The organism is Xanthobacter pseudotagetidis, from assembly GCF_043194795.2.
Classification (GTDB): Bacteria; Pseudomonadota; Alphaproteobacteria; order Rhizobiales; family Xanthobacteraceae; genus Xanthobacter; species Xanthobacter tagetidis_A.
Genome location: NZ_CM195534.1, coordinates 687,268 through 712,260 on the forward strand (window position 1 = coordinate 687,268; position 24,993 = coordinate 712,260).

General features: G+C 70.1%; 23 protein-coding genes. 6 read left to right on the forward strand and 17 right to left on the reverse strand.

The window, feature by feature from the left end; translation table 11 throughout:
* Positions 1–105: 105 nt before the first annotated feature.
* From V5F67_RS03115 to V5F67_RS03125, 3 genes are all read right to left on the reverse strand, one after another.
* Positions 106–666 carry a GNAT family N-acetyltransferase gene (locus V5F67_RS03115; RefSeq protein ID WP_394021110.1) on the reverse strand — a complete coding sequence of 187 codons (561 nt, stop codon included), beginning with the start codon at positions 664–666 and terminating at the stop codon, positions 106–108.
* 121 nt (positions 667–787) lie between these two features.
* Positions 788–1,918 carry a type III PLP-dependent enzyme gene (locus tag V5F67_RS03120; protein WP_394021111.1) on the reverse strand — a complete coding sequence of 377 codons (1,131 nt, stop codon included), beginning with the start codon at positions 1,916–1,918 and terminating at the stop codon, positions 788–790.
* 572 nt (positions 1,919–2,490) lie between these two features.
* Entirely contained in the window at positions 2,491–2,823 is a 333-nt protein-coding gene (locus V5F67_RS03125) for an MBL fold metallo-hydrolase (RefSeq protein WP_394021112.1), read from the reverse strand.
* A gap of 149 nt (positions 2,824–2,972) precedes the next feature.
* Here V5F67_RS03125 and V5F67_RS03130 point away from each other — a divergent pair, with 149 nt between their 5' ends.
* The 3 genes from V5F67_RS03130 (at position 2,973) to hemA (ending at position 4,878) form a co-directional block, all read left to right on the forward strand.
* On the forward strand, positions 2,973–3,104 hold the full coding sequence (locus V5F67_RS03130) for a type 2 periplasmic-binding domain-containing protein (protein ID WP_394021113.1): 132 nt from the start codon (positions 2,973–2,975) through the stop codon (positions 3,102–3,104).
* A gap of 48 nt (positions 3,105–3,152) precedes the next feature.
* Positions 3,153–3,395 (forward strand): type 2 periplasmic-binding domain-containing protein, encoded by a 243-nt coding sequence (locus tag V5F67_RS03135; protein ID WP_394021114.1) that lies wholly within the window; start codon positions 3,153–3,155, stop codon positions 3,393–3,395.
* 196 nt (positions 3,396–3,591) lie between these two features.
* Entirely contained in the window at positions 3,592–4,878 is a 1,287-nt protein-coding gene (gene hemA, locus V5F67_RS03140) for a 5-aminolevulinate synthase (RefSeq protein WP_394021115.1), read from the forward strand.
* A gap of 282 nt (positions 4,879–5,160) precedes the next feature.
* On the opposite strand, the gene V5F67_RS03145 is transcribed toward hemA, so the two are convergent.
* From V5F67_RS03145 to V5F67_RS03160, 4 genes are all read right to left on the reverse strand, one after another.
* On the reverse strand, positions 5,161–6,027 hold the full coding sequence (locus tag V5F67_RS03145) for a type 1 glutamine amidotransferase (RefSeq protein WP_394021116.1): 867 nt from the start codon (positions 6,025–6,027) through the stop codon (positions 5,161–5,163).
* A 93-nt stretch (positions 6,028–6,120) separates the two neighbouring features.
* Entirely contained in the window at positions 6,121–7,020 is a 900-nt protein-coding gene (locus V5F67_RS03150) for a DMT family transporter (protein WP_394021117.1), read from the reverse strand.
* Positions 7,021–7,045: 25 nt separating this feature from the next.
* Entirely contained in the window at positions 7,046–7,798 is a 753-nt protein-coding gene (locus V5F67_RS03155; protein WP_394021118.1) for an SDR family NAD(P)-dependent oxidoreductase, read from the reverse strand.
* A 174-nt stretch (positions 7,799–7,972) separates the two neighbouring features.
* The gene (locus V5F67_RS03160) at positions 7,973–8,464 is read right to left on the reverse strand and encodes a MarR family winged helix-turn-helix transcriptional regulator (RefSeq protein WP_394021119.1); all 492 of its coding nucleotides are present in this window, start codon (positions 8,462–8,464) and stop codon (positions 7,973–7,975) included.
* A 203-nt stretch (positions 8,465–8,667) separates the two neighbouring features.
* Between V5F67_RS03160 and V5F67_RS03165 the strand changes: the two genes are divergently transcribed.
* The gene (locus tag V5F67_RS03165; RefSeq protein WP_394021120.1) at positions 8,668–9,510 is read left to right on the forward strand and encodes a creatininase family protein; all 843 of its coding nucleotides are present in this window, start codon (positions 8,668–8,670) and stop codon (positions 9,508–9,510) included.
* 9 nt (positions 9,511–9,519) lie between these two features.
* On the opposite strand, the gene V5F67_RS03170 is transcribed toward V5F67_RS03165, so the two are convergent.
* The 7 genes from V5F67_RS03170 to V5F67_RS03200 form a co-directional block, all read right to left on the reverse strand.
* Complete coding sequence (locus V5F67_RS03170; RefSeq protein WP_394021121.1) at positions 9,520–10,167, reverse strand: NUDIX domain-containing protein; 648 nt, start codon at positions 10,165–10,167, stop codon at positions 9,520–9,522.
* Positions 10,164–11,798 (reverse strand): ABC transporter ATP-binding protein, encoded by a 1,635-nt coding sequence (locus tag V5F67_RS03175; protein ID WP_394021122.1) that lies wholly within the window; start codon positions 11,796–11,798, stop codon positions 10,164–10,166. The genes V5F67_RS03170 and V5F67_RS03175 overlap by 4 nt, the downstream gene beginning before the upstream one ends.
* A gap of 9 nt (positions 11,799–11,807) precedes the next feature.
* Positions 11,808–13,016: an ABC transporter permease gene (locus V5F67_RS03180; RefSeq protein WP_394021123.1), complete on the reverse strand. Its 1,209-nt coding sequence runs from the start codon at positions 13,014–13,016 to the stop codon at positions 11,808–11,810.
* A gap of 1 nt (position 13,017) precedes the next feature.
* Positions 13,018–14,130 (reverse strand): microcin C ABC transporter permease YejB, encoded by a 1,113-nt coding sequence (locus tag V5F67_RS03185; protein WP_394021124.1) that lies wholly within the window; start codon positions 14,128–14,130, stop codon positions 13,018–13,020.
* Positions 14,131–14,213: 83 nt separating this feature from the next.
* Positions 14,214–16,106: an extracellular solute-binding protein gene (locus V5F67_RS03190; protein WP_394021125.1), complete on the reverse strand. Its 1,893-nt coding sequence runs from the start codon at positions 16,104–16,106 to the stop codon at positions 14,214–14,216.
* Positions 16,103–17,932: an extracellular solute-binding protein gene (locus tag V5F67_RS03195; protein WP_394021126.1), complete on the reverse strand. Its 1,830-nt coding sequence runs from the start codon at positions 17,930–17,932 to the stop codon at positions 16,103–16,105. Before V5F67_RS03195 ends, V5F67_RS03190 begins: the two co-directional genes overlap by 4 nt.
* Before the next feature lie 508 nt (positions 17,933–18,440).
* Positions 18,441–19,019: a c-type cytochrome gene (locus V5F67_RS03200; RefSeq protein ID WP_394021127.1), complete on the reverse strand. Its 579-nt coding sequence runs from the start codon at positions 19,017–19,019 to the stop codon at positions 18,441–18,443.
* A gap of 231 nt (positions 19,020–19,250) precedes the next feature.
* Between V5F67_RS03200 and V5F67_RS03205 the strand changes: the two genes are divergently transcribed.
* Positions 19,251–20,006, forward strand: coding sequence for a 3-deoxy-manno-octulosonate cytidylyltransferase (locus V5F67_RS03205; protein WP_394021128.1), 756 nt, complete (start codon positions 19,251–19,253; stop codon positions 20,004–20,006).
* Between the two features lie 55 nt (positions 20,007–20,061).
* Positions 20,062–20,922: a prephenate dehydratase gene (locus tag V5F67_RS03210; RefSeq protein WP_394021129.1), complete on the forward strand. Its 861-nt coding sequence runs from the start codon at positions 20,062–20,064 to the stop codon at positions 20,920–20,922.
* Between the two features lie 16 nt (positions 20,923–20,938).
* On the opposite strand, the gene V5F67_RS03215 is transcribed toward V5F67_RS03210, so the two are convergent.
* The 3 genes from V5F67_RS03215 to V5F67_RS03225 form a co-directional block, all read right to left on the reverse strand.
* Positions 20,939–22,765, reverse strand: coding sequence for a uracil-xanthine permease family protein (locus tag V5F67_RS03215; RefSeq protein ID WP_394021130.1), 1,827 nt, complete (start codon positions 22,763–22,765; stop codon positions 20,939–20,941).
* Positions 22,758–23,702 (reverse strand): NAD(+) diphosphatase, encoded by a 945-nt coding sequence (gene nudC, locus V5F67_RS03220; protein WP_394021131.1) that lies wholly within the window; start codon positions 23,700–23,702, stop codon positions 22,758–22,760. The genes V5F67_RS03215 and nudC overlap by 8 nt, the downstream gene beginning before the upstream one ends.
* A 200-nt stretch (positions 23,703–23,902) precedes the next feature.
* The gene (locus tag V5F67_RS03225; protein WP_394021132.1) at positions 23,903–24,808 is read right to left on the reverse strand and encodes a DUF4167 domain-containing protein; all 906 of its coding nucleotides are present in this window, start codon (positions 24,806–24,808) and stop codon (positions 23,903–23,905) included.
* Positions 24,809–24,993 lie beyond the last annotated feature (185 nt).

Here is a 24,993-nt window from a genome sequence, read left to right on the forward strand (position 1 = left end):
CCTGTCATCGCGCGGGCCGCGCATCGGCGCAAGGCCGTCCAGACGCGAACGCCTCCTCCCGGGGGCGGGGAGGAGGCGTCGCCTCGCGGCGCGAAGACGCCGGGCTCACGCGGTCCTGCGCAGGCCCCCGTCCTTCGCCATCAGCTCCGCGAAGGAGGGCATGGCGATCCGCGCGCCGGTGGGGCTGATGAGGCCGCGGGCGCCGGAAAGCGCGCCGTCCTTCAGCTCGACGCCGAGCAGCCGGTCGCGGTCATAGGTGCCGGGCATCCAGAGCTCGCCCGTGTGCGCGGCCGAGAAGCCGAAGCGCCCGTAATAGGGGGCGTCGCCCACCAGCAGCACCGCGCCGTGGCCCCTGGCCTTGGCCGCGCCGAGCGCGTGGCGCATGAGGGCGCCGCCGAGCCCGCGGGCACGGAACCAGGGATGCACCGCCAGCGGGCCGAGCAGCAGCGCCGGCTTGCCGGGGCCGGCGCAGACGTTCCACAGCCGCACCGTGCCGGCCATGCGCCCGTCGGGGCCATGGGCGGAGAAGGCGAGGCCATCGGCGGGAAGACGGCCCTCGCGCAGCCGCTCGGAGGATTTCTCGAAGCGCGCGGCGCCGAAGCACAGGTCCAGCAGGCCCTCGCGGCCGGCCACATCTTCCACGGTTTCAAGCACGATTTCAGTCATCGGCCGCTCCTGCGCCACAACCAAAACGGTGAGAAGAGCCGTCCCGCCGGCGCGGGCGCGCGCGGCGGTTCACCATGAACCCGGAGGGACGGAGCGGAAGACGAGGGGGAAATCCCCCTCTTCAGATCACGTAGGCCTTCAGCGGCGGGAAGCCGTTGAACGCCACCGCCGAATAGGTGGTGGTGTAGGCGCCGCAGGCCTCGATGATGACCTTGTCGCCGATGGAGAGCGACAAAGGCAGCTCCACGGGGGTCTTCTCGTAGAGCACGTCGGCCGAATCGCAGGTCGGGCCCGCGAGCACGCAGGGGGCGACATCGTCGCCGTCGCGCGGGGTGCGCAGCGGATAGCGGATCGCCTCGTCCATGGTCTCGGCGAGGCCGCCGAACTTGCCGATGTCGAGATAGACCCACCGCATGGCGTCCTGCTCGGACTTCTTGGCGATGAGCACCACCTCGGCCTCGATCAGGCCGGCATTGCCGACCAGCCCGCGGCCGGGCTCCATGATGGTCTCGGGCAGCGCGTTGCCGAAATGCTTGCGCAGCGCCGAGAAGATCGCCTCGCCATAGGCCTGCGCCGCCGGCACGTCCTGGAGGTACTTCGCCGGGAAGCCGCCGCCGAGATTCACCATGGCGAGCGCGATGCCGCGCTCGGCGCAGTCGCGGAAGATCGCGGCGGCGGAAGCGAGAGCGCCGTCCCAGGCGTTCACGTTCTTCTGCTGCGATCCCACATGGAAGGACACGCCGTAGGGCACGAGGCCGAGGCGAAAAGCGTGCTCAAGCACGTCCGCCGCCATCTCCGGCTCGCAGCCGAACTTGCGCGACAGCGGCCACTCGGCGCCGGCGCCGTCGCACAGGATGCGGCAGAACACCTTGGCGCGCGGGGCCACGCGGGCGATCTTCTCGACCTCCTCGTAGCTGTCCACGGCGAACAGGCGCACGCCGGCCTTGAAGGCGCGCTCGATGTCGCGCTCCTTCTTGATGGTGTTGCCGAACGAGATGCGGTCCGCGCCGGCGCCGGTGGCGAGCACCATGTCGATCTCGCCGGTGGAGGCGCAGTCGAACGAGGAGCCCATCTCCTCAAGCGCCTTGAGGATCGCGGCGTCGGGATTGGCCTTCACGGCGTAGAACACGCGGGTGTCCGGCAGCGCGCGGGCGAAGGCGGCATAGTTGGCGCGCACCACGTCGAGGTCCACGACCACGCAGGGGCCGTCCTCACGTCGGGTGCGAAGGAATTCGCGGATGCGATCGGTCATGGAAACCTCCCCGTGACCTGAAGCCTCGTGAAGCGCAGGGCTCTGCGCGACGACAGGACGGGCGCTCCTTCCGGGAGAGCCCGGGGCACGCGCCAGCAGCCGCACGGCGATGTGGACACGCCGTCCGCCTGCGGGCCGTACCCGCTTCGCCGGGCGGTCTAACCCGGCCGCATCATCGGACCGAACGGCAGCCGAACCGCCCCGCATCGGACAGGCCGAGGCAAGGGGGAGACGACTGCGCACGATTGGAGAGGGAAATCCCGCTCCGCACGGCCGGCAAGATGTAGTGCCTCTTCAGTACAGCCGTCCTTTGGAGGGGCGGCCGAGACCAAAAAAGCCCTTACGTCGTTGCTTCAAGTCACGTCCCCCGCATGAGGAGCGGGGTGGGCCGGTTCCCTCCGGCTATCGGTCGTCCTGGCAGCTTTCCGGCCTCTTGTCCGGAGATCCTACCGACCGACACGCGACCACAGGCACGTGCGAATTTGGGCAGGGCGGATGTAGTGGATTCAGCCCCCCGATGCAAGTGGCGATTTGATGATTTTCGCGGCGATCCGAGGGCAGGGCGGACCCGGTCAGATGGGGGCGGGGAACTGCGGCGCCTCGAACGGCACTTCGAGGAGGTCCTCGCCGAAAACGACAGTCCCGCCGAAGCATTCGCCGACCTCCCGTACGACGCCCTCGCGCACGCCTGGCCGATCGAGCTGCTCGGTGATGTGGGTGAGCACCAGGGTCCGCACGCGCGCCTTCCGCGCGAGGCGCGCGACCTCAAGATGCCCGCTGTTCGAGGCTGCGAATTCCTCGCTCGGCTGACTGCCGCTCATATAGTGGCACATGCGGATCAGCACGTCGGCATCCTGGGCCAGCGCGCAGACCGCTTCGGACGGCCCGCTGTCTCCCGAGTACACGATGCTGCGGCTTGCCGCGTCGATCCGGTAGGCGCGGCAATCGAGCTCAGGTCCGCAATGGTGCGCGCGACCTGGTGCTGGCGCGGCACTGCTCGCTTCCGCCGGGGAGCCAGCTGAGCCAGCGCGCGGTGCATTAGGAAACCGGCGTCGTGGTGGCGGGCAGCGGCCATGGATTGGCACGCCGGCGCGGCCTTGCGGTCGCCGATCTGCTGGGTGAGGCGTGGATCATGCCGCCCCTGAACTCGCCGACGCGGCTGGCGATGGAGCATGCCTTCGTGTAGTCCGGCCTGCCGCCGCCGGCCGCGCGGCTCGAGACATATTCCTCCTCCGTGCTCATCAATCTTCTTCACGTCACCGACATGCTCGCCATCCTGCCCGAGGGGGTCGCGCGTGCGCAGGCGCGCTTCGGGATCGTGGCGATCCTGGATTGCGACCTCGACTGCCAGCTGCCGCCTTTGTGCATCTACCGGCGCGAACGGGGCATGCCCGACGATGCGCTCGCCCTCTTGGAGCACGCCATTGTCGATGCCGCCCGTTCGGGCGCCGAGCCGCAGGCCGTGCCAGGGCTGTGACCGGGCGCGGCGGCCCCCGTTCTCCAGCGGCACGCGGGATTCACACGGCCCAGGACGCCCCGCCGCGCCCGATCGCCGCGCGACCGGCCGGCCCCTTGATTGGCATCAATACAAAGAGCAAGGTGAGATTCTACAACGAGAACAATTCGGGGGTATCCGGCGCCATCCGGTCCCCCTTCCTGCCGCAGGGTCCGAAATGAACTACGATCATTTCTTCGCCGATGCCATCGACGCGCTCCGCAAGGAGCGCCGCTACCGCACCTTCGCGGAGATCGAGCGCGACGCCTCGCGCTTTCCGCGCGCGGTCTGGCATTCGCCCGGCGGCCCCCGCGACATCGTGGTGTGGTGCTCCAACGACTATCTCGGCATGGGCTCCCACCCGAAGGTGGTCGAGGCCATGTGCGCGGCGGCGCAGGCCCGCGGGGCGGGTGCCGGCGGCACCCGCAACATCTCCGGCAACAGCCACGAGATCGTTGAGCTGGAGCGCGAGCTCGCCGACCTTCACGGCAAGGAGCAGGGCCTCGTCTTCACCTCCGGCTACATCTCCAACGCCACCGGCATCTCCACCATCGTCAAGCTGATCCCCGACTGCGTGGTGATCTCCGACGAGCTCAATCACAATTCCATGATCGAGGGCGTGCGCCAGGGCGGCCGGCAGAAGGCCATCTTCCGGCACAACGACCTCGACCACCTGGAGGAGCTGCTGAAGGCCGCCGGCGACCGGCCGAAGCTCGTCGCGTTCGAGAGCGTCTATTCCATGGACGGCGACATCGCCCCCATGGCCGGCATCTGCGACCTCGCCGAGACGTACGGCGCCATGACCTATCTCGACGAGGTGCACGCGGTGGGCATGTACGGCCCGCGCGGCGCCGGCGTCGCCGAGCGCGACGGCGTCATGCACCGCATCGACGTGATCGAGGGCACCCTCGGCAAGGCGTTCGGCGTGGTGGGGGGCTACATCACCGGCAAGCGCACCGTGATCGACGCCGTGCGCTCCTACGCGCCGGGCTTCATCTTCACCACCGCCCTGCCGCCGGCCATCGCCGCGGCCGCCGCCGCCTCGGTGCGGCATCTCAAGGAGTCCCAGGCCGAGCGCGAGGGCCAGCGCGCCCAGGTGGCCAAGGTGAAGGCGGCGCTCGCCGCCGCCGGCCTGCCGCAGATGGAGACCCCGACCCATATCGTCCCGGTGATGGTGGGCGACGCCAAGGCCTGCAAGATGGCCTCCGACCTGCTGCTGGCGGAGTACGGCATCTACATCCAGCCCATCAACTACCCGACCGTGCCGCGCGGCACCGAGCGCCTGCGCATCACGCCGACCCCGTTCCACGACGACGCGCTGATCGCCCATCTGGCCCGGGCGCTGTCGGACGTGTGGGAGCGCCTGGAGCTGCCCTATGCGGACCGCGTCGCCGAGCGGGCCGACAATCAGCGCCGCACCGCGCTCGGCCCGGCGCCGATCCCGGTGCCGGTGGCCGGCGGCTGAGACGGGCGGCCAGGACACCAGAAGATCGATATTGACGGCCCCGGCATTGTCCGGGGCCGCTTCGTCTCTGGGCCTACCGGCATTCCTCCGTCGCGCTCCGGCTTGACCGGAGCGTCCGCATTCCCTGCCGGCGGGCTTGCGGCGAGCGCCCATGGACCCTCCGGTCAAGCCGGAGGGTGACGGCGGGTGAAGGAGTGGCGGGCGCGCGTCGCTGCCTGACAGCCGCTGCCTGACAGCCGCTGCCGGGCGGCCGCCCGGCCCCAGCGCATCAGTTCGGCTGCCTTAGCCACGCCCGCGGGCGGCGCGCGTCGGCAGCACGTGGCGCTCGATGAAGTTCCGGATCTCGATGGTGCGCGTCGCCTTGGAGATGACCGCGCCGTCGATGCCGTAGCGCCAGGCCAGCGCCTTGTTGGCGGGCTCGCGCTCGAAATGCTCCAGGTCGCCGATGAAGGCGGCCTCCTCCTCCTCGTCGAGGAAGAAGCCCTCCGCCACCAGCGAGGGGCTCAGCCGGCGGAAGATCGCCGCCATCTCGCGGAACGGATATTCCGGGTGGTACTGCACCGCCCAGCAGGTGCTGCGCCCGGCGCGGATCTCCGCCGCCTGCACCACCGAATGGTCGTTGGTGGCGAGAAGCTCCGAGCCGGGCGGCAGCGTCTCCACCTCGTCGAGATGCACGGTCATGGCCTCGAACACGGGCGGCTTGTCGGCGAACATGGGGTGGTCGGCGCCGGCCCGGGTCATGCGGATGCGCCGGCCGAAGCCCACCTCGCGGCCCTTGGGATTGAGCCGCACCACGCCGCCCGCGGCGACGGTGATGAGCTGGAGGCCCCAGCAGCTGCCGAAGATCGGCACGCCGGTCTCGAACGCCGCCCGCATCAGGGCGACCTGCGCCGCGATCGGCGCGCCGCCGTGGTAGATGTTGAGCGAGGAGCCGGTGATGGCGATGCCGTCATAGCCCTCCAGCCCGCCGCTGTCGGGCAGGTTGGCGCCGGGGTCGGCGGGATAGCAGATGTCGGCGATGGCGCCGGGGCACAGCTCGCGCAGCAGGCGGGCATAGCCCTCGCTGGCGGCTTCGCCGCCGAACTGGACCTGGCGCGCACGGGCTTCGGCGGTGTTGCCTTCGACGACCAGCAGGCGGGGGGCGGGCATGATCCTCACGGGGCCTTGGGGAGCTTCAGCCGCGCAGCATAGGCCGCTTTTTGACGAAAACGAGAAGCACCTGCATCTCGCCGCGTTCGTCGCTCAGGACGCGCGCCGGTGCAGCTTGCGCTCGCGCAGGATCAGGTAGATGCCCGACGAGATGACCACCGCCGCCCCGGCCAGCGTCCACAGGCTCGGGACCTGTCCGAACAGGAACCAGCCCAGCGCCACCATGGCGATGATCTGGGTGTAGATGAAGGGCGCGAGCGTCGCCGCCGGCGCCCGCGCATGGGCGAGGATGAGCACGAAGTGCCCCGCGCCCGCGATCACGCCCAGGAACAGCATGCCGCCATAGACCAGCGGCTCGTGCGGCGTCTCCCATACGAAAGGCAGCGGCAGCGTTGCGGCGATGGTGCCCACCAGCGCGGAGTAGAACAGCGTGGTCGGGCTCGGGTCGTGGGGCGCCAGCATGCGGGTGGTGATGGAATAGAGCGCGTAGGTCGCCGCCGCCCCCAAGGAGAGGAACGCCGCCGGATGCATGCCGCCCGCTCCCGGCCGCACCACCAGCAGGATGCCGGCGAACCCCACCAGGATGGCGATCCAGCGCCGCGCGCCCACCCATTCGCCCAGCAGCGGTCCCGCCATGAGCGCCACGAAGAAGGGGGTCGAGAACATGATGGAGACGGTCTGGTCCAGCTGCAGGTACTGGAGCGCGGCGAAGTTGAGCGCGGTGGTGGTGTACAGCAGCGCCGAGCGCCCCAGCTGGAGCCAGGGACGGGTGGTGCGCAGCAGCCCCGGCACGGACCAGGGGTTGAACACCAGCAGCGACACCACGAACTGGATCGCGTAGCGCGCCCAAACCACCATCAGCACGTTGACGTGGGCGGAAAGCCATTTGGCGGTCGCGTCCGTGAGCGCGAAGCTCCACACGGCAAGGCACATGAGACCGATGCCCGCGAGCGTCGAGCGGCTCACGGACGCGGCTGACCCTTCGGGCGCCATGGCAGACCTCGGGAGGCGGAAAGCCTCAATAGGTGGCGCGGCCGCCCGAGAGGTCGAACACCGCGCCGGTGGTGAACGAGCAATCCTGCGAGGCCGCGAACGCGATGGTCGCCGCCACCTCGTCCACCTGCACGAATCGCCCGCGGGGGATCTTGGAGAGCATATAGTCGATGTGCTGCTGGCTCATCTGGTCGAAGATGGCGGTCTTCGCCGCCGCCGGAGTCACGCAATTGACCGCGATGTCGTAGCCGGCGAGCTCCTTGCCCAGCGACTTCGTGAGTGCGATCACCCCTGCCTTCGAGGCCGAATAGGCCGAGGCGTTCGGGTTGCCCTCCTTGCCGGCGATGGAGGCGACATTGACGATGCGCCCGTAGTTCTGCGCGATCATGTGCGGCGCCACCGTGCGGCAGCAGAAGAATGGCCCGTCGAGATTGATCGCCATCACCTGCCGCCACGCCGCCTCGGGATAGTCCCAAACGGTGTGGTTCGGGCCGGCGATGCCGGCATTGTTGACCAGGATATCGATGCGCCCCAGCACGGCGAGCGCCTCCGCCACCGCGCGCTCCACGTCGCCAAGGCTGGTGACGTCGACGGTGACCGGCGTCACCATGACGCGGCCGATGGCGTCCGCCGCGGCGGCGGCAAGCGGGGCGTCGCGGTCGAAGATCACCACCTTCGCGCCGGAGGCGACGAAGCGCTCCACCACGGCGCGGCCGATACCCTGCGCGCCGCCGGTGACGATGGCGGTGCGGCCCTGAAGGTCGATGGCGTTGGACATGGTTTCCCTCCCTGCTTGTGTTTGTCAGCCGCAGCTTTCCCGCCGCGCTTTAATCGATTGAATTAGCCATAGCGTGGCGGTGCGCCAGAAAAAAGCGCAATCGGCGCATGCGGGTAGGGCGCGCATATGCGCGCGGCGCGGAGCCGCCGTCGCAGGCATCGTCCGCCGGGACGGTCAGGCGTCGTCGTCCTCGTCGCCCGGCTCGGTCTCGTCGTCCACGCCGCCGTCGGCGCCGAGGCGAAGGGCGAGGTTCTTCTCCACCTTGCGCAGAAGCTTGCGCAGGCGCTTCTTCTCCTTGTGGTCGAGGCCGGCCACCATCTCCCCTTCCAGCGCCTCCCACACGCCGTCGATGGCGCCGCTCCGGTCCCGGCCCGCATCGGTGAGGAACACGCGCACCAGCCGCCCGTCGCCGTCGGTGGCGCGGCGTTCCACCAGCCCCTGGGTGGTGAGGCGGGCGATGGTCTTGGAGGCCGTCGGCGGGCGCACGCGCAGCGCCGCGGCGAGGTCGCCCATGGTGCGCCCGTCCTCCTCGGAGAGCAGCTTCAGCACCGCCTCCTGGCCCGGGAACAGCCCGAGATCCGCCAGCAGGCGCGCCGACAGGGCCTTCTGCAGCCGCGCGGTGTGGTTCAGCCGGTAGCCGATGGTCTTCGCGAACGGGTCTTTCATGCCTGCCCCCATGGCGGATCGCCGGGGCCCGAGACCCCGGGGCATCTCGCCCCCGCGCAAGCCCCCGGGCGGCGCCACCCGCCGCCCGCTGCCCGCGGGGGTACTTATCCACGCGCCGGCTTACAATTTTGCGAAGGTCCGCGGCGCCTTCGTCCCGCGCGGCGTCTATCGGTATCCGCGAACTTATAGCATATCGTGGCGGGATGGGCCGGCTCCTTCCAGACCGCCGGCCTTTGGAGGATGGCTGCGTGTTCGCCCGCTGGCAGGATCTGACCTCACCGCGGCTCGGCCAGGTCGCCGGCGCCGATGCGATCGCGGTGCTGCCGGTGGCCGCGGTGGAGCAGCACGGCCCGCATTTGCCGCTCGGCACCGACCTTCTCATCTGCGAGGGGTATCTCGCGCGCCTCGCGCCTCTGGTCCCCGATGCGCTCGCCGTGCTGACGTTGCCGATCCAGGCGGTGGGCAAGTCGGACGAGCACCTGTCCTTTCCCGGCACGCTCTCGCTCACCCCCGAGGCGGCGCTCGCCGCATGGCTGGAGATCGGCGCGTGCGTGGCTGCCGCCGGCATCCGGCGCCTCGTCATCCTCAACACCCACGGCGGCAACGTGCCGGTGATGGACCTCCTCGCCCGCAAGCTGCGCGCGCGGTACGGGATGCTGGCGGTGATGGCCTCCATGCATCGCTTCGGCTATCCGCCCGGCCTGTTCGCGGACGATGAGCGCGCCCACGGCATCCACGGCGGCGAGATCGAGACCTCGCTGATGCTCGCCTTCCGTCCCGACCTGGTGGACATGGGGCAGGCGGCCGACTTCTCCCCCTTCAGCCGCGACATGGAGGCCCGGTTCGCGCACCTGCGCGCGAACCATCCCATCGGCTTCGGCTGGATGAGCGAGGACCTCCATCCCAGCGGCGCCATGGGCGACGCCCGCGGCGCCACGGCGGCCAAGGGCGAGGCTGCGGCCGATTTCGGCGCAGCGGCCTTCGCCGCGCTGCTGGAGGACGTGGCGGCCTTCGACCTCGGCCACTTCGCGCGTTCGGAGGGCTGAAGCGCGCTCTCAGGTCGGCGCCGCCGTGGCCACCAGCTGCGGCAGGCGGGCGCGGTTCAGCGCCAGCCATTGCAGGGCGATGATGAGATAGCCATTGGCACACCGGTCGCCGTGGAGCGCGGCCAAGGCGTCGTCGATGGTGGCCGTGAAGGGGTGCGTGACCTCCACCTCCGCTTCCGCGCCGGCGCGCGGAGGCAGGTGCGCGCTGTCCAGGAGGCCGAGGAACAACTGCGCCGCCTCGTCGGTGATGCCCGGCGTCGGCAGGAAGGCGAGCATGGGGATCAAGGCCCGGGGAGCGATGCCGATCTCCTCCAGGCATTCGCGGATCGCCGCGCCATGGGCGTCTTCGCCCGCCTCGACCCGTCCGGCGACGATCTCCACCATCTCGCCACGCCCGGTGGCGAGGTGCGCCGGCAGGCGGAACTGGCGGATCAGCACCACAAGCCCGCGTTTCGGATCAAAGCCGAGGACGCCCACCACCGCGCCACCGCGCAGCACGTCCACCGTCTGGCGGACCGCGCTGCCGTCGCCGGCGCGCAGCACCGCATGATAGCGCTCGTAAGGCCGGAAGCCGTCGCCGAGGGCGGCGGGCACGCCCACCTCCACGTCCGCCGGCGCATCGGCGAGAGCGTCTGCGGGCGCCGCCGGCCCGCTCACTGGTTCACCACACCGGCCTGCGTGGTCTCCAGCGAGAAGGCGGCGGCGAACAGCGCCCTGGTGTAGGCCTCCTTCGGATTGGCGAACACGTCGTGGGCAGGCCCCTGCTCCACCACCTGCCCGCCGCGCATCACGAGGATGTTGCTCGCCAGCGCCGAGACCACGCGCAGGTCATGGGAGATGAACATGTAGGTGAGCTCGCGCTTGCGCTGGAGCGCGCGCAGCAGCTCGACGATCTGCGCCTGGACGATCATGTCGAGGGCGCTGGTGGGCTCGTCCAGCACCACGAAGGCAGGCTCGAGCGCCATGGCGCGGGCGATGGAGATGCGCTGGCGCTGGCCGCCGGAGAATTCGTGCGGGTAGCGGTGGCGGCTCTCGGGATCGAGCCCCACGTCCGCGAGCGCGGCGACGACGCGCGCCTCGCGCTCGGCCTCAGACAGCGTCTTCTGGTGCACGAGCAGCCCCTCGCCGACGATGTCGGCCACCGACATGCGTGGCGAGAGCGCGCCGTAGGGGTCCTGGAACACGATCTGCATCTCGGCGCGCAGCGGGCGCAGGGCCTTGAAGGAGAGCCCGTCGATGCGCCGGCCGAGGAACGCCACCGGCCCCTTCGAGGAGATGAGGCGCAGCAGGGCGAGGCCGAGCGTGGTCTTGCCCGAGCCCGATTCGCCCACCACCCCCAGCGTCTCGCCCCTGCGGATGGCGACCGAGACGCCGTCCACCGCCTTCACGTGTCCCACCGTGCGGCGCAGCACGCCGCGCTTGATGGGGAAATGGACCTTGAGGTCCTGCGTCTCCACGACGATGGGCGCGTCCGGCGAGGACGGGGCGGGATCGGGCTTCGGCTCGGCCTTCAGCAGCGCCTGCGTGTAGGCATGCCGCGGATGGAGGAAGGTCTCCTCGGCGCCGCCCTGCTCGACGATCTCGCCGTGCTGCATCACGCACACCCGGTCGGCGATCTTGCGCACGATGGAGAGGTCGTGGGTGATGAACAGCATGGCCATGCCGAGGCGCGCCTGCAGATCCTTGAGCAGCTTGAGGATCTGCGCCTGGACCGTGACGTCGAGGGCGGTGGTGGGCTCGTCGGCGATCAGGAGGTCCGGCTCGTTGGCGAGCGCCATGGCGATCATCACGCGCTGGCGCTGGCCGCCGGAGAGCTGGTGCGGATAGGCCGAGAGCCGGCTCTCGGGGTCGGGAATGCCCACCTCGGCGAGCAGCTCCAGCGTGCGCGCGCGCGCCGCCCTGGTGCTCATGCCGCGGTGGAGGATCAGCATCTCGCCCACCTGCTGCTCGATGGTGTGCAGCGGGTTGAGCGAGCTCATGGGCTCCTGGAACACCATGGTGATGTCGTTGCCCCGCACCCCGCGCAGCTCGCGCTCGGAGACGGTGAGCAGGTCGCGCCCCTTGAACAGGATCTCGCCCGAGGGGTGGCTCGCGGCCGGATAGGGCAGCAGCTTCAGGATCGACAGCGCGGTGACGGACTTGCCGGAGCCGCTCTCGCCCACCAGCGCCAGCGTCTCGCCCTTGGCGACATCGAAGGACACGCCCCGAACCGCGAGCGCGCCCCCTGGAGCGTCGGCCCGGCGGAAGGCGACGGAGAGATCGCGGACGGAGAGGAGGGGGTCAGTCATTGCCACACCTCACCCGAAGGTCTTGCGCGGGTCGAAGGCGTCGCGGACCGCCTCGCCGATGAAGATCAGGAGGCTCAGCATGATCGCCACGGTGAAGAAGCCGGCGAGGCCGAGCCACGGGGCCTGGATGTTGTTCTTGCCCTGGGACAGGAGCTCGCCCAGCGAGGGCGAGCCCGGCGGCAGGCCGAAGCCGAGGAAGTCGAGCGCCGTCAGCGTCATCACCGAGGAGGAGAGGATGAAGGGCAGCATGGTCAGCGTCGCCACCATGGCGTTGGGCAGAAGGTGCCGCGTCATGATGGTGAGGTTGCCGACGCCGAGCGCCCGCGCCGCCTGGACGTATTCGAAGTTCCGCACGCGCAGGAACTCGGCGCGCACCAGCCCCACCAGCGACACCCAGGAAAACAGCAGCAGGATGCCGAGCAGCACCCAGAAGCCCGGCACCAGCACCGAGGAGATGATGAGCAGCAGATAGAGCGAGGGAATGGCGGTCCAGATCTCGATCACGCGCTGGAAGATCAGGTCCACCCAGCCGCCGAAATAGCCCTGCACCGCGCCCGCCGCCACTCCCACCACCGACGAGACGATGGTGAGCGCGAGCCCGAACAGCACCGAGATGCGGAAGCCGTAGATCAGGCGCGCCACCACGTCGCGGCCCTGGTCGTCGGTGCCGAGCCAGTTCCATTCGAGTCCGGCGCAGCCCTTCACCCCCTTCTTCTGCGCCACCGCCCTGCACTGCTCTTCCGTGAGCATCCAGGTGGGCGGGGAGGGGGCCGGCGTGGGAAGGTCCAGATTGTGGGTGGAGTAGGAATAGCGGATGGGCGGCCACACCATCCAGCCGCCCTTCTCCGCGATCAGCTTCTTGAGATAGGGGTCGCGATAGTCCGCCTCGGTCTCGAAGTCGCCGCCGAAGGCGGTCTCCGGATAGGACTTGACCACCGGGAAGTAGTACCCGCCCTCGTAGGAGACCACGATCGGCTTGTCGTTGGCGATGAACTCGGCGAACAGGCTCAGGACGAACAGCACCATGAAGATGACGAACGACCAGTAGCCCCGCCCGGAATGGCGGAAGATGGCGAGCCGGCGCCGGTTGAGCGGGGAAAGCGAGAAGCGCCCGCGCGGCTTTTCCGCGCCGGGCGGCTGGAGCGCCCCGTGCGGCTGGTCGCGCGCGGCCGGGACGTCGGTGGGCGCGCCGGGCTGGAGGACGGGCACGGCATCCATGTCAGACCTCCCGCGTCTCGAAGTCGATGCGCGGGTCCACCAGCATGTAGGTGAGGTCGGAGATCAGCCCCACCACCAGGCCGGCGAGCGAGAAGATGTAGAGGGTGGCGAACACCACCGGATAATCGCGGTTGAGCACGCTCTCGAAGCCGAGCAGGCCGAGCCCGTCGAGCGAGAAGATGGTCTCGATCAGGAGCGCGCCGGCGAAGAAGGCGGAGACGAAGGCGGCCGGGAAGCCGGCGATGACGATCAGCATGGCGTTGCGGAACACATGGCCGTAGAGCACGCGGCGCTCCGACAGCCCCTTCATGCGCGCGGTCACAACGTATTGCTTGCGGATCTCCTCCATGAACGAGTTCTTGGTGAGCAGCGTCATGGTGGCGAACGCACCGGTGGCCATGGAGATGAGCGGCAGGGCCAGGTGCCAGAGATAGTCGGCGATGCGTTCGGGCCAGCTCATCTGCCAGAAGTTCTCCGAGGTGAGCCCGCGCAGCGGGAACAGGTCGAAGAAGGAGCCGCCGGCGAACAGCACGATCAGCAGGATGGCGAACAGGAACGAGGGGATGGCATAGCCGACGATCACCACCGCCGAGGTCCACATGTCGAAGCGCGAGCCGTCGCGCATGGCCTTGGCGATGCCGAGCGGGATCGAGACCGCATAGGTGATGAGCGTCATCCACAGGCCGAGCGAGATCGAGACCGGCAGCTTCTCGATGATCAGGTCGATGACCGAGATGTCGCGGAAATAGGAGCGTCCGAAGTCGAACGTGGCGTAGCTGGTGATCATCTTCAGGAAGCGCTCGTGCGCCGGCTTGTCGAAGCCGAACTGCTTCTCCAGCTCCTTGATGAACTCCGGGTCGAGCCCCTGGGCGCCGCGATACTTGGAGGAGAGCGCGTCCGCCGCGCCCGCGCCCGGGGCGGCGGTGCGGCCGGCGAAGTCGCCGCCGCCACCGGACACGCGCTGGGTGGCGGAGACGTCGTCGCCGGTGAGCTGGGCGATCACCCGCTCCACCGGACCGCCCGGCGCGAACTGCACCACCACGAAGGAGACCAGCATGATGCCGAGGATGGTCGGCACCATGAGCGCGATGCGGCGGATGATGTAAGCGAGCATTCCCTCTCCCGATCCGTTGCGCGACGGTGGCGTCGGCGCAAGCCCGCGTCAACCGTTTCCGCGCCGTGCCCGCGCGGCCTCGCTCAGCCGGCCTTGCCGTCCGGCGTGCGGCTCCACCAGGTGTCGATGACGCCGCGCTCGAACTTGGGCTTCACCGGCGGGCGCTCGAACACGTCCCAGAAGGCGATGCGGTGCACCGCGGAATACCATTGCGGGATCCAGTAGCGGCCTGAGCGCAGCACCCGGTCGAGGCAGCGGCAGGTGACGACGAGGTCGTCGGCGTCCTGCGCCGCCAGCGCCCGGGAGATGAGCGCGTCCACCACCGGGTCGGCGATGCCGGCGAGGTTGTAGGAGCCGCGCGCGCGCGCCGCCTCGGTGGAGAAGTAGGCGCGCAGCTCGTCGCCGGGATAGGGCGCCATGGAATAGCGCTTCACCACCACGTCGAAGTCGAAATCCTGGAGCCGCAGCTGGTATTGCGCCGCGTCCACCACCCGGTAGGTGGCCTCGATGCCCGCCTTCTTCAGGTGGGCGATGAAGCGCGCATGGTGGCGCTCCATGGCGCCCTCATTGTCGAGGAACTCGATGGCGAGCACCTCGCCCCTCTGGTCCACGAGCCGGCCCTGCTGGATGGTGTAGCCGGCCTCCTTCAGCAGCTGGGCGGCCTGGCGGCGCAGGTTGCGGTCCTCGCCCGAGCCGTCCGAGACCGGCGGCACCCACGGCTCGCCGAACACCTCCTCCGGCACCTTGTCGCGGAACGGCTCCAGCACCTTCAGCTCGGCGGGAGACGGCAGGCCCTGCGCCATCATCGGCGAGTTCTGGAAGTAGGAGACCGTGCGCCTGTAGGCGTCGTACATCACGTTCTTGCCGGTCCACTCGAAGTCGAACAGGAGGTTCACCGCCTCCCGCACCCGGCGATCGTGGAACTTGGCGCGACGGGTGTTGAGGAACCAGCCCTGCACGCCCGAGAAGGTGTCGTCGGGCATGGTCTCCACCTTCACCTTGCCCTCGCGCACGGCGGGAAAGTCGTAGGCGGTGGCCCATTCGCGGGCCGTGAACTCCTCGCGGAACAGGTAGGCGCGGCCCTTGAAGCCCTCCATGCCGGCATTGCGATCGCGGAAATATTCGTAGCGCACGGTGCCGAAATTGTAGCGCCCGCGCATGGTGGGCAGGTCGCGGCCCCAATAGTCGGCGACCCGCTCATATTCCACGAACCGGCCCTGCTCGAAGCGCGTCAGGCGATAGGGGCCGGAGCCGAGCGGCACCTCGAGCGACGACTGGCTGAACGGCCGGGTGGCGAGGAAGGCCTTGGAGAAGATGGGCAGGCCCGCCGCCGTCAGCGGCACGTCCCGCGCCCGGCCGGCCTTGAACCGCATCACCACCGTGTGCGGGCCGTCCGCCTCGACCGCGATCACGTCGCGCAGCGCCATGCGGATGGTGGCGTAGCCATCCGCCTTCAGGGCGGCGAAGGTGGCGACCACGTCGTCCGAGGTGAGCGGCGAGCCGTCGTGAAAGCGCGCCTTGGGGTTCAGGCGGAAGCGGTAGGTGAGCCCGTCGTCCTCGATCACCACCATCGAGGCGAGGCGCGCATACATGGCGCTCTTCTCGTCGCCGGCGCCGGTGAGCAGGCTGTCATAGATCAGCTCGATGCCCTGGGCGCCGTTGCCGCGCTGGTTGTAGGGATTGAGCGTGTCGAAGGTGTTGGGCGCCTGATTGTACATGAAGGTGGAGCCGATCTGGGAGAACGGCCCGCCCTTCGGCGCATCCACGTTCACATAGTCGAAATGCTTGAAGTCGGCGGGATATCTCAGGTCGCCGAAGAAGGAGAGGCCGTGTCGCTCCACCGCCTTGGCGCTGGCGCCGCCCTCCGCGGCCGCGCTCTCGCCCGCCGGGGACTGGCCGCGCGCCGCTCCCGGAAGAAGCAGGGGCGCGGCACCGAGGGCGGACAGGCGCAGCAGCGCGCGGCGGCTGAGGTTCATCGGCCGGCTCCCGGCTTCGCGGCGGCCTTGACGGCGAGCGCCGAGTCGAACCACCAGATCTCGGGGAAGGCGAACGAATAGGCCGGCAGCTGGGGCGGATGGGCGAAGCGGTTCCAGCGCGCGGTGCGGCTGTAGTTCAGCGTCCAGGCCGGGATGACGTACTCGTTCCACAGGAGCGCCCGGTCCAAAGCGTGGGTGGCGGCGACGAGATCCTCGCGGTCGGTGGCGTAGATCACCTTGTCGATCAGCGCGTCGATGGCGGGATTCCTGATGCCGGCATAGTTCAGCGAGCCTTCCTGGTCGGCGCTCTGCGAGCCGAAGAAGGAGCGCTGCTCGTTGCCCGGCGACAGCGACTGACCCCAGCCGGCGACGATCATGTCGAAGTCGCGGGCGCGGACGCGGTTGATGTATTGCGAGGAATCCACGAGGCGGACGGTCGCCTTGATGCCGAGGCGCTCCAGCGCCGGCTGGTAGAACACCGCCACCCGCTCCATGGCCGGGCTCTGGAGCAGGATCTCGATCGTGAAGGGCTCGCCTGCCGCATTGCGCAGCACCTTGTGGGTCACCGGGCGCGACAGGCCGAGCGAGATCAAGATCTTCTCGAAGAAGCCGGGCGGGTTCGCCGGGTCGACCTCGTCGCGCACGGTCCAGCCGGCCTCCTTCAAGAGCCGCACCGCCTCGCGCAGGTTGTTGCGGCGGGCCTCGTCGCTGTCGTTCACCGGGTTGGTGTAGGGGGTGGTGAACACCTGCGGCGGCAGCTTGTCCTTCACCGTGTCGAGGATCTCCAGCTCGCGGCCCTGCGGCAGGCCGGAGGAGGCGAGCTCGGTGCCGGAGAAGAAGGAGCTCACGCGGATGTACTGGCCGAAGAACAGGGTACGGTTCATGCCCTCGAAATCGAGCGCGAAGTTCAGCGCCCGGCGCACCCGCTGGTCCTTGAACTTCTCGCGCCTGAGGTTCGGGATGAACGCCTGCATCACGCCCCGCGCGCGCTCCTCGAACTTCTCCAGGACCACGCGCCCGTCGCGCACGGCGGGGAAGTCGTAGGCGGTGGCCCAGTTCTTGGCCGAGCTTTCCTGGCGGAAGTCGTACTGATCGGCCTTGAAGGCTTCCAGCATCACCGTGTCGTCGCGGAAATACTCGTAGCGGATCTCGTCGAGATTGTTCTTGCCCACGTTCACGTTGAGCTTTTCGGCCCAATAGTCCTTCACGCGCTCATAGGTGATGTTGCGGCCAGGCGTGAAGGCCTTGATCTTGTAGGCGCCTGAGCCGAGCGGCGGCTCGAGGGTGCCTTGGGCGATGTCCCGCGCCTTGCCGTTCGCGTCCGTGCCGGTCCACCAGTGCTTCGGCAGGATCATGAGCTGGCCGACGATCTGCGGCAGCTCACGGTTGCCTGCCTGATCGAAGGTGAACGTCACCTCCCGCTCGCCGCTCTTCTCGGCCTTGACCACGTGGCTGTAGTAGAAGCGCTGGCTGGGGTTGTTCTTGGTGAGCGCCTCGAACGAGAACAGCACGTCCTCCGGCGTGATCGGCGTGCCGTCGTGCCAGCGCGCGCCCGGGTTGATGCGGTAGGTCACGGAGGAGAAGTCGTCGGGATAGGCGACGCCGTCGGCGATCAGCCCGTATTCGCTCCCCACCTCGTCGGACGAGGAGGCCATGAGCGTGTCGTAGATGAGCCCCATGCCCGCGGCCGGCGTGCTGCGGGTGATGATGATGTTGAAGCTGTCGAAGGTGCCGTCCTCGGCGAGGCGCACCTGGCCGCCTTTTGGCGCCTGGGGGTTGACGTAGTCGAAATGGGCGAAACCCGCCGGGTATTTCGGCGTGCCCATGAGCGAGACCGCGTGGCGGAACGTCGGCGCCGGCGTTGGCGCGGCGGCAGGCGCGGCCGCGGGAGGCGTGGGCTCCGCCTGAGGGACCTCCGCCTTTGGAGCCTCCTGCGCCGGCGTGGTGGGCTCCGGCTGCGCGGTCGGCGCCGCCGCCGGCGGATCCTGTTGCGCCCTTGCGTCTCCGCCTGCCCCCAGAACAAGCGCGACCGAAAGGGCGGCCGCCGCCAGAAGGGATGTCAGTGCCGGGCGGGGAAGACGGTGGGGCATAACGGACATCGGCAACTCCGGAAAGTCCTCTTGGAAGGACCGGGATAACCGATTATGGCGCCTGCGGCGACGGCTGAAACATGACGTGTTGGCAACGTTGGCCGGCTGCGGCGTGAAAACCGGGCCACGGCGCGCCCGCCGGATCACCGCGAGATGGCACCAAGACAAGAAAAGGGCCGGTCCCCGATGGGCCGGCCCTTGATGTTCCCGAAGGTGACAACTGCGTGAAAGCGGCGCCGGTCCGTCAGTTGGCCTTGGTCTCCGGCGGCGTGGCCGGCGCGGCGGCGGCGGTCGGCAGCGGCTTGGGATCGTGCGAAAGCGAGTTGAGATAGGCGATCAGGTCCGCCCGCTCGGTCTCCTTCGCGATGCCCGCGAACGCCATGGCGGTGCCGGGGATGTCGGCCTTGGGGTTGATGAGGAAGTGGTTGAGCGCCTGCGGCGTCCACTCGCCGCCCTTGGCCTTCATGGCGGCCGAATAGGCGAAGCCCGGCGCGCTCGCCACGGCGCGGCCCACCACGGCGTAGAGGTCCGGACCGACCTTGGCGCCGGCGCCCTCGGCGAAGTTGTGGCAGGCGGCGCACTTCTTGGCGACGTTCGCACCCTTCTCCACGGAAGCGGTGGCGAACAGCTGCTCGATCGGGACCGCCGCCGCCTTGGGGGCCTCGGCGGCGCCGGAGGCGCCCTCGTTCACCACGATGTCGAAGCCGGGCTTCGCCGGGGCCTGCGGCGCGAACAGGATCTCGGAGACGATGCCGAGGCCGAGGGTCAGCGTCAGCGTGCCCAGAACAGCACCTGCGATCTTGTTCAATTCAAAACTGTCCATCGGCGCTTCGCCCTTCGGTGCCGGCCGCGTCGAGGCCGGTTGATCGCGCGGACCGCCGCCGCCCGGTGGCGCGGCATGCCGCATGGCATATCGTTAGACGGCGCGCAGCCCTTTCCACGCACCGGCTGGGACACTAAGCACTTTGATCGGGAGGGCGCAACCCGTATAAGGCGCGCCCCAATGCCGCTTTCCGCGCGGCTTTTTCGCGCGCTGCCGTGAGGGTCTTCCGCCATGCCGTCGCCCCGAGTCCTGGTGCTCATTCCCGCGCGCATGGCGGCGAGCCGCCTGCCGGGCAAGCCGCTGGCGGACGTGGGCGGACGGCCCATGATCGTCGAGGTGGCGCGGCGTGCGGTCGCAGCCGGCATCGGCCGGGTGGCGGTGGCGACCGACGCGGCGGAGATCGCCGACGCGGTGCGCGCCGCCGGCTTCGAGGCGGTGATGACCCGCGCCGACCACCCCTCGGGCTCGGACCGCATCTTCGAAGCGCTCGGCCGGCTCGATCCCGCAGGCGAGGTGGAGATCGTCGTCAACGTGCAGGGCGACCTGCCCACCATCGCCCCGGACACCATCCGCAGCGCGCTCGTCCCGCTGGCCGAGCCGGCGGTGGACATCGCCACCCTCGCCGTCGAGATCGCGCGGGAGGAGGAGCGCACCGATCCGAACGTGGTGAAGGTGGTGGGCTCGCCCGGCAAGGACGGACTGCTGCGGGCGCTCTATTTCACCCGCGCCACCGCGCCTTATGGCGAAGGGCCGCTCTACCATCACATCGGCCTCTACGCCTATCGCCGGGCCGCGCTCGCGCGCTTCGTCGCCCTGCCGCCCTCGCCGCTGGAGCAGCGCGAGAAGCTGGAGCAGCTGCGCGCGCTCGAGGCCGACATGCGGATTGACGTGGCGGTGGTGGACGCGGTGCCGCTGGGCGTCGACACCCCCGAGCACCTGGAGCGCGCGCGTCTGCTGCTTGCGCAGGAGGCGGCGGCGGGAGGATAAGGCGCGGTCGCGCCCCGGCGCGCCGATCGACAGCGTGTCACGAGGACCTGAAGTCATGAGCCGCCGCATCACCTTCCAGGGCGAGCCGGGAGCCAATTCCCACATCGCCTGCCGCGAGGCGTTCCCCGATTTCGAGGCGGTGCCCTGCGCCACCTTCGAGGACGCGTTCGCCCTGGTGGAGAACGGGACGGCGGACCTCGGCATGATCCCGATCGAGAATTCGGTGGCGGGGCGCGTTGCCGACATCCACCACCTGATGCCGCGCTCGACGCTCAACATCGTCGGTGAGTTCTTCCTGCCGCTCTCGCATCAGCTGATGGCGGTGAAGGGCGCGAGCCTCTCCATCATCAAGACCGTGCAGAGCCACGTGATGGCGCTCGGCCAGTGCCGCCGGGCGATCCGCGAGCTCGCCCTCGTCCCGGTCATCGGCGCCGACACCGCCGGATCGGCGCGCGAGATCGCGGAGGCCGCCGATCTGACACGCGCCGCCATCGCCTCGCGCCTCGCGGCGGAGATCTACGGCCTCGACATCCTGGCCGAGAACATCGAGGACGAGGCGCACAACACCACGCGCTTCGTCATCCTGTCGCGGGAAGGGGAATGGGCGCCCGCCGGCAACGGCCCGGTGGTGACCACCTTCGTGTTCCGGGTGCGCAACGTGCCGGCCGCGCTCTACAAGGCGCTGGGCGGCTTCGCCACCAACGGCGTGAACATGACCAAGCTCGAATCCTACCAGATGGACGGCCACTTCACCGCCACCCAGTTCTATGCCGACGTGGACGGCCACCCGGATGATCGTTCGGTGAAGCTGGCGCTGGAGGAGCTGGCCTTCTTCTCGCGCGAGATGCGCATCCTCGGCGTCTATGCGGCGAGCCCGTTCCGCGCCGGGCTGAAGGCGGGCGACGAGGCGTTCTGAGGCCTCCGGCCGCCGCTCAGTGGTCGAAGCGCAGGGTGATGCGGGCGCGGTCACCGGCGCGGCCGAACTTCACGTGCTCGCCCAGCTGCTTGAGCATGTAGGCGCCGAACGCCGCCACCTCCCTGGCGTCGCCGAACAGGGCTTCCGGCGACGGGCGCTCCTTCGGCGCCTCCATCACCTCGCCCTCATAGAGCACCTCGACATCGAGATGGGTCTCGTCGAAGCGGGCGCGCACCTCCACCTCGCCCTCGGCGATGCCGCTGTCGGCGAGGATCTCCAGCGCCTGGGCGGCGACCGGGATGGCGGCGGCCACCACGTCGCGCCGCGCGCCCCACAGGTCGCCCTGCCGTTCCAGGAAGTTCCGCATCGCCTCGAACGCGCCGGCGGACGGGTCGAGCCTCAAGGCCGCGTCCTTGGCGATGCCGATCCGGAACAGCAGGTTCAGAGCGATGGCGCAGCACGCGCCCACGGTGAGCGGGGTGGAGAACAGCGGGCGCAAGGCATCCGGCAGCTGGTCGCGCAGCGGCAGGAAGACGATGGACAGGCCCGCCAGCACCGAGAGCCCGACCACGAACACCCGTCGCTCCGACAGCCGGCGCGAGGTGATGAGATCCATGCCCGCCACCACCAGATAGGCGGAGGTGTAGAGCAGGATGCCGCCGATCACCGGCGAGGGGATCAGCGTGAGCGCGACGATCGCCTTGGGGAAGAAGGCGGTGGCGAAGATGAGGCCGCCGGCGACGATGCCGATCACCCGCGCCGTGGCCTGGGTGGCGAAGGCGAGGCCCACGGAGGAGGAGGACAGCCCGGCCTGGAAGCCGGAGGCGAGGCCGTTCAGCATGTTGCCGATGCCGCAGGCGGTCACCGCGCGCTGCGCCGCGCGCATGTCGGCGCGGCGCCAGTCGGCGTCGTTCATCTTCTCCAGCGACACCGTCACCGAGAGCACGTCCACGAGGTTCATCACCACCAGCAGCGCCACCAGCGGAAACAGCGACGGATCGAGGCGCAGGGCCGGCAGGTGGACCTCCGGCAGCGCCATCCAGGCGGCGGCGGCGATGCGGTTGGCCGAGCCCGCCGGGGTCGCTCCGAGCGCGCCGGCGAGCGCCCAGCCGGCGCAGGCGCCGACGAACACCGCGAACAGCTTCAGCCGCTTCGGCGTGAACACCGCCACGCCGACGATGAGGCACAGGGTGGTGAGACTTACCAGCAGCGCGTTCTCCGACGGTGCGAGCGCCGCCCCTTCCATGCCGAGCGCCCGCCGGAGCGCCGGCCCGGCGAGCGAGATGCCGAGCATGGTGACGGCGACGCCGCACACCTCCGGCGGCAGCACCACCCGCAATGGACGCACCAGGCGGGCCATGCCGAGCTGGCACACGCCGACCAGGAAGGTGGTGGCCGCCAGAAGCCCCATGCCGCCCAGGGACAGCGCCTGCACCGCCAGCGGAATGGCGCCCGGGGCCGGGATGTGGACCGCCAGGTAGCCGGAGCCGAAGCGCGTGCGCGCGCACTGCAGCACGGTGGCGAGGCCCATGGACATGGCGCAGGCGGAGAGCATGGCCGAGGTCTCGCGCGCCGAGAGCCCCGCCTCGGTGGCGGCGAGCACCGGATAGATCAGGAAGGTGAGCGCCAGCATGGCATGCTGGAGCGCAAGCGGCACCAGCGAGGGAACCGGCACCTTGTCGTTCAGCCCGTAGACGAGGCTCGCCGGGCGGCGGTGGATGCGCGGCCCGTGGCCGGGATCGTCGAACACCAGGGCCGCGAGACGCTGCGCCAGCGACCGGCGCGGCGGGGCGCCGTGCGGATGGTGGCGGCCGCCGCCCGCGGCGTGCTGAGCCTCAGGCACGCGCACCCTCAAGGAAGGCGCGGATGAGGTGGTGCGCGATGGCGACCGGGGGCGGGGCGAACAGGCCGTCCGGATGGGCGCGCGCAAGCATCTGGGCCACCTCGTCCCTGCCGAACCAGCGCGCGGCCTCCAGCTCGCCCGGATCGATGCTGATGTCGCGCGAGGTGGCCTCGGCGAGGCAGCCGATCATCAGCGACATGGGGAACGGCCAGGGCTGGCAGGCGCGGTAGGTGACGCGGCCGGTGGTGATGCCGGCCTCTTCCAGCGTCTCGCGCCGCACCGCCTCCTCGATGCTTTCCCCGGGCTCGACGAAGCCCGCGAGGCAGGACCACATGCCCGGCGCGAACTGGGACTGGCGGCCGAGCAGGCATTCCTCGCCGTGGGCGGTGAGCATGATCACCACCGGGTCGGTGCGGGGGAAGTGCTGGGCGCCGCAGGAGGGGCAGTCGCGCCGCCAGCCGCCTTCGATGATGGTGGTGGTGCCGCCGCAATTGGCGCAGTAGCCGTGCCGGCGGTGCCAGCCGAGGAGCGCCTTGCCGCAGGCGATGGGCCCGAGATGCTCCGGGCCGACGAGCCCCCGCACGGCCATGGAGCGCAGGTCCGTGACCAGCAGGCCCGCCGCCTCCATCTCCTCGCGCCGGGCGGGGTCGAACGCGAAGGCGGCGCGTGGCGCGCCCTCGGCGAGACCGAGGAACACCGGGCTCCCGCGCGCCCAGGCCTCGGCGTCGGCCGCACCGAACAGCGGATCGGCCTCGGCGTCGTCGCCTCTCATCGCCACCAGTTCCCCGCCCAGCAGATAGGCCCGGGCATCCGGCGCGCGCGCCAGATCGTCGCCCTGGGGCCTCAGCTGCGCGGCGCGGTCGAGCGGGCTTCCCACATAGCCGAGGGCGGGCCAGGGCCCGAGTTCGGGACGGGCGGAGGACCGAGCAAAGGACATGGAGACGGATGCCGGCGTTCCAGAAGCGGGGAAGGCGACGGTCGCACGGCTCATGGCGCGAGGCAAGGCGGGCAGAGCACGGCCGGCGCGCCGGGAACGGCCGCGCCGCGCCGCGCGCACGGCGGGCGCGGACAAAAGAAAAGGCCCCGTCGCCGGGGCCTTCTCGCATCGGAAGAGGCAGCGCCCTCGGGCGCTCGGTCTCAGTCGTTGAACAGCGGCTGCTGCGCGCCAGCGCCCTCGCCGGACACCGCCTCACCGCCCTCGTCAGCTCCCTCGGCACGATCGGTGCGGGAGCGATAGCGCCGCCGCCGCCGACCGAGGCGGGCCTCGCCGTCACCGGCATCGGCGGCCTCCTCGGGCGCAACCTCGCGCTCGGGCTGGTCCTTGGCCGCATCCTTCGGAGCTTCCTTGGCCATGCCGGCACCGGTGATGAAGGAAGGCAGGCCGATGATCTGCTCCTCGTCCTCGCGCGCGGGCTCGCGAGCGGCACGCGCCGGGCGGGGCGCGTCCTCCTCGCCGCGCGGCGGCCGCGGGCTGCGGAACTCGCGGCTCTCCTGCGGCTCGCGGCCTTCCCGAGGCTCGCGCGGTTCCCGCGGTTCCCGCGGTTCGCGGTTGTCGCGTGCCTCGCGCGGCTGGTAGCCCTCGCCGCCGTTGTCGTCGCGGTTGCGGCGGAAGCCATTGCGGCCCTCGCGCGGCTGCCGGCCCTCGCGGTTGTCGCGCCCCTCGCGATTGTCCCGGCCTTCGCGGCCCTCGCGCTGCGGATAGGGCTGCTGATCGCCGCCGCGCTGCGTGAAGGGCTGCGGCGCATCGAGCGCGGAAACGTCGTCCATCTCCTCGTCGTCGCCATCCTCTTCGCGGCCGAAGCCGGGCTGGGGACCGAACTGGCCCTGGAGCGAGGCGATGAGGCGCAGATAGTGCTCGGCGTGCTGCAGGTAGTTCTCGGCCGCCACCGGGTCGCCGGAGGACTGGGCGTCGCGCGCGAGCTGCTGGTACTTTTCGGCGATGTGGTGGGCGGTGCCGCGGACCTTCACGTCGGGCCCGTTCGATTCATAGACACGCGTAAGCGGATTGGATCCGCGCCGGTTGTTGTTGTTCCGGCCGCGCATGCGCTTCTGCTGACCATTTCTCATCGTGATCGTTCTCTACTCGCTCGGCGTTCACTCCGCCGTCCGCGCCGGATCTTTTTCGAATCTCGGGGCGATGCGGCCTGGGTTACGGGACCTGCCGGTTCGCGTCGCGGCCGAGCGGCGCCGAACCGGAAACATGGATGTTGCGCGCGCGGTCCTGCGCC

Coding starts and splice junctions, on each gene's coding strand:
- V5F67_RS03200 (WP_394021127.1), bottom strand. CDS start 19,019: ATGGACAGTTTTGAATTGAACAAGATCGCAGGTGCTGTTCTGGGCACG.
- V5F67_RS03185 (WP_394021124.1), bottom strand. CDS start 14,130: ATGCTCGCTTACATCATCCGCCGCATCGCGCTCATGGTGCCGACCATC.
- V5F67_RS03195 (WP_394021126.1), bottom strand. CDS start 17,932: ATGGGCACGCCGAAATACCCGGCGGGTTTCGCCCATTTCGACTACGTC.
- V5F67_RS03150 (WP_394021117.1), bottom strand. CDS start 7,020: ATGGCGCCCGAAGGGTCAGCCGCGTCCGTGAGCCGCTCGACGCTCGCG.
- hemA (WP_394021115.1), top strand. CDS start 3,592: ATGAACTACGATCATTTCTTCGCCGATGCCATCGACGCGCTCCGCAAG.
- V5F67_RS03115 (WP_394021110.1), bottom strand. CDS start 666: ATGACTGAAATCGTGCTTGAAACCGTGGAAGATGTGGCCGGCCGCGAG.
- nudC (WP_394021131.1), bottom strand. CDS start 23,702: ATGTCCTTTGCTCGGTCCTCCGCCCGTCCCGAACTCGGGCCCTGGCCC.
- V5F67_RS03225 (WP_394021132.1), bottom strand. CDS start 24,808: ATGCGCGGCCGGAACAACAACAACCGGCGCGGATCCAATCCGCTTACG.
- V5F67_RS03180 (WP_394021123.1), bottom strand. CDS start 13,016: ATGGATGCCGTGCCCGTCCTCCAGCCCGGCGCGCCCACCGACGTCCCG.
- V5F67_RS03165 (WP_394021120.1), top strand. CDS start 8,668: ATGGGCCGGCTCCTTCCAGACCGCCGGCCTTTGGAGGATGGCTGCGTG.
- V5F67_RS03205 (WP_394021128.1), top strand. CDS start 19,251: ATGCCGTCGCCCCGAGTCCTGGTGCTCATTCCCGCGCGCATGGCGGCG.
- V5F67_RS03145 (WP_394021116.1), bottom strand. CDS start 6,027: ATGCCCGCCCCCCGCCTGCTGGTCGTCGAAGGCAACACCGCCGAAGCC.
- V5F67_RS03190 (WP_394021125.1), bottom strand. CDS start 16,106: ATGAACCTCAGCCGCCGCGCGCTGCTGCGCCTGTCCGCCCTCGGTGCC.
- V5F67_RS03155 (WP_394021118.1), bottom strand. CDS start 7,798: ATGTCCAACGCCATCGACCTTCAGGGCCGCACCGCCATCGTCACCGGC.
- V5F67_RS03210 (WP_394021129.1), top strand. CDS start 20,062: ATGAGCCGCCGCATCACCTTCCAGGGCGAGCCGGGAGCCAATTCCCAC.
- V5F67_RS03120 (WP_394021111.1), bottom strand. CDS start 1,918: ATGACCGATCGCATCCGCGAATTCCTTCGCACCCGACGTGAGGACGGC.
- V5F67_RS03160 (WP_394021119.1), bottom strand. CDS start 8,464: ATGAAAGACCCGTTCGCGAAGACCATCGGCTACCGGCTGAACCACACC.
- V5F67_RS03175 (WP_394021122.1), bottom strand. CDS start 11,798: ATGACTGACCCCCTCCTCTCCGTCCGCGATCTCTCCGTCGCCTTCCGC.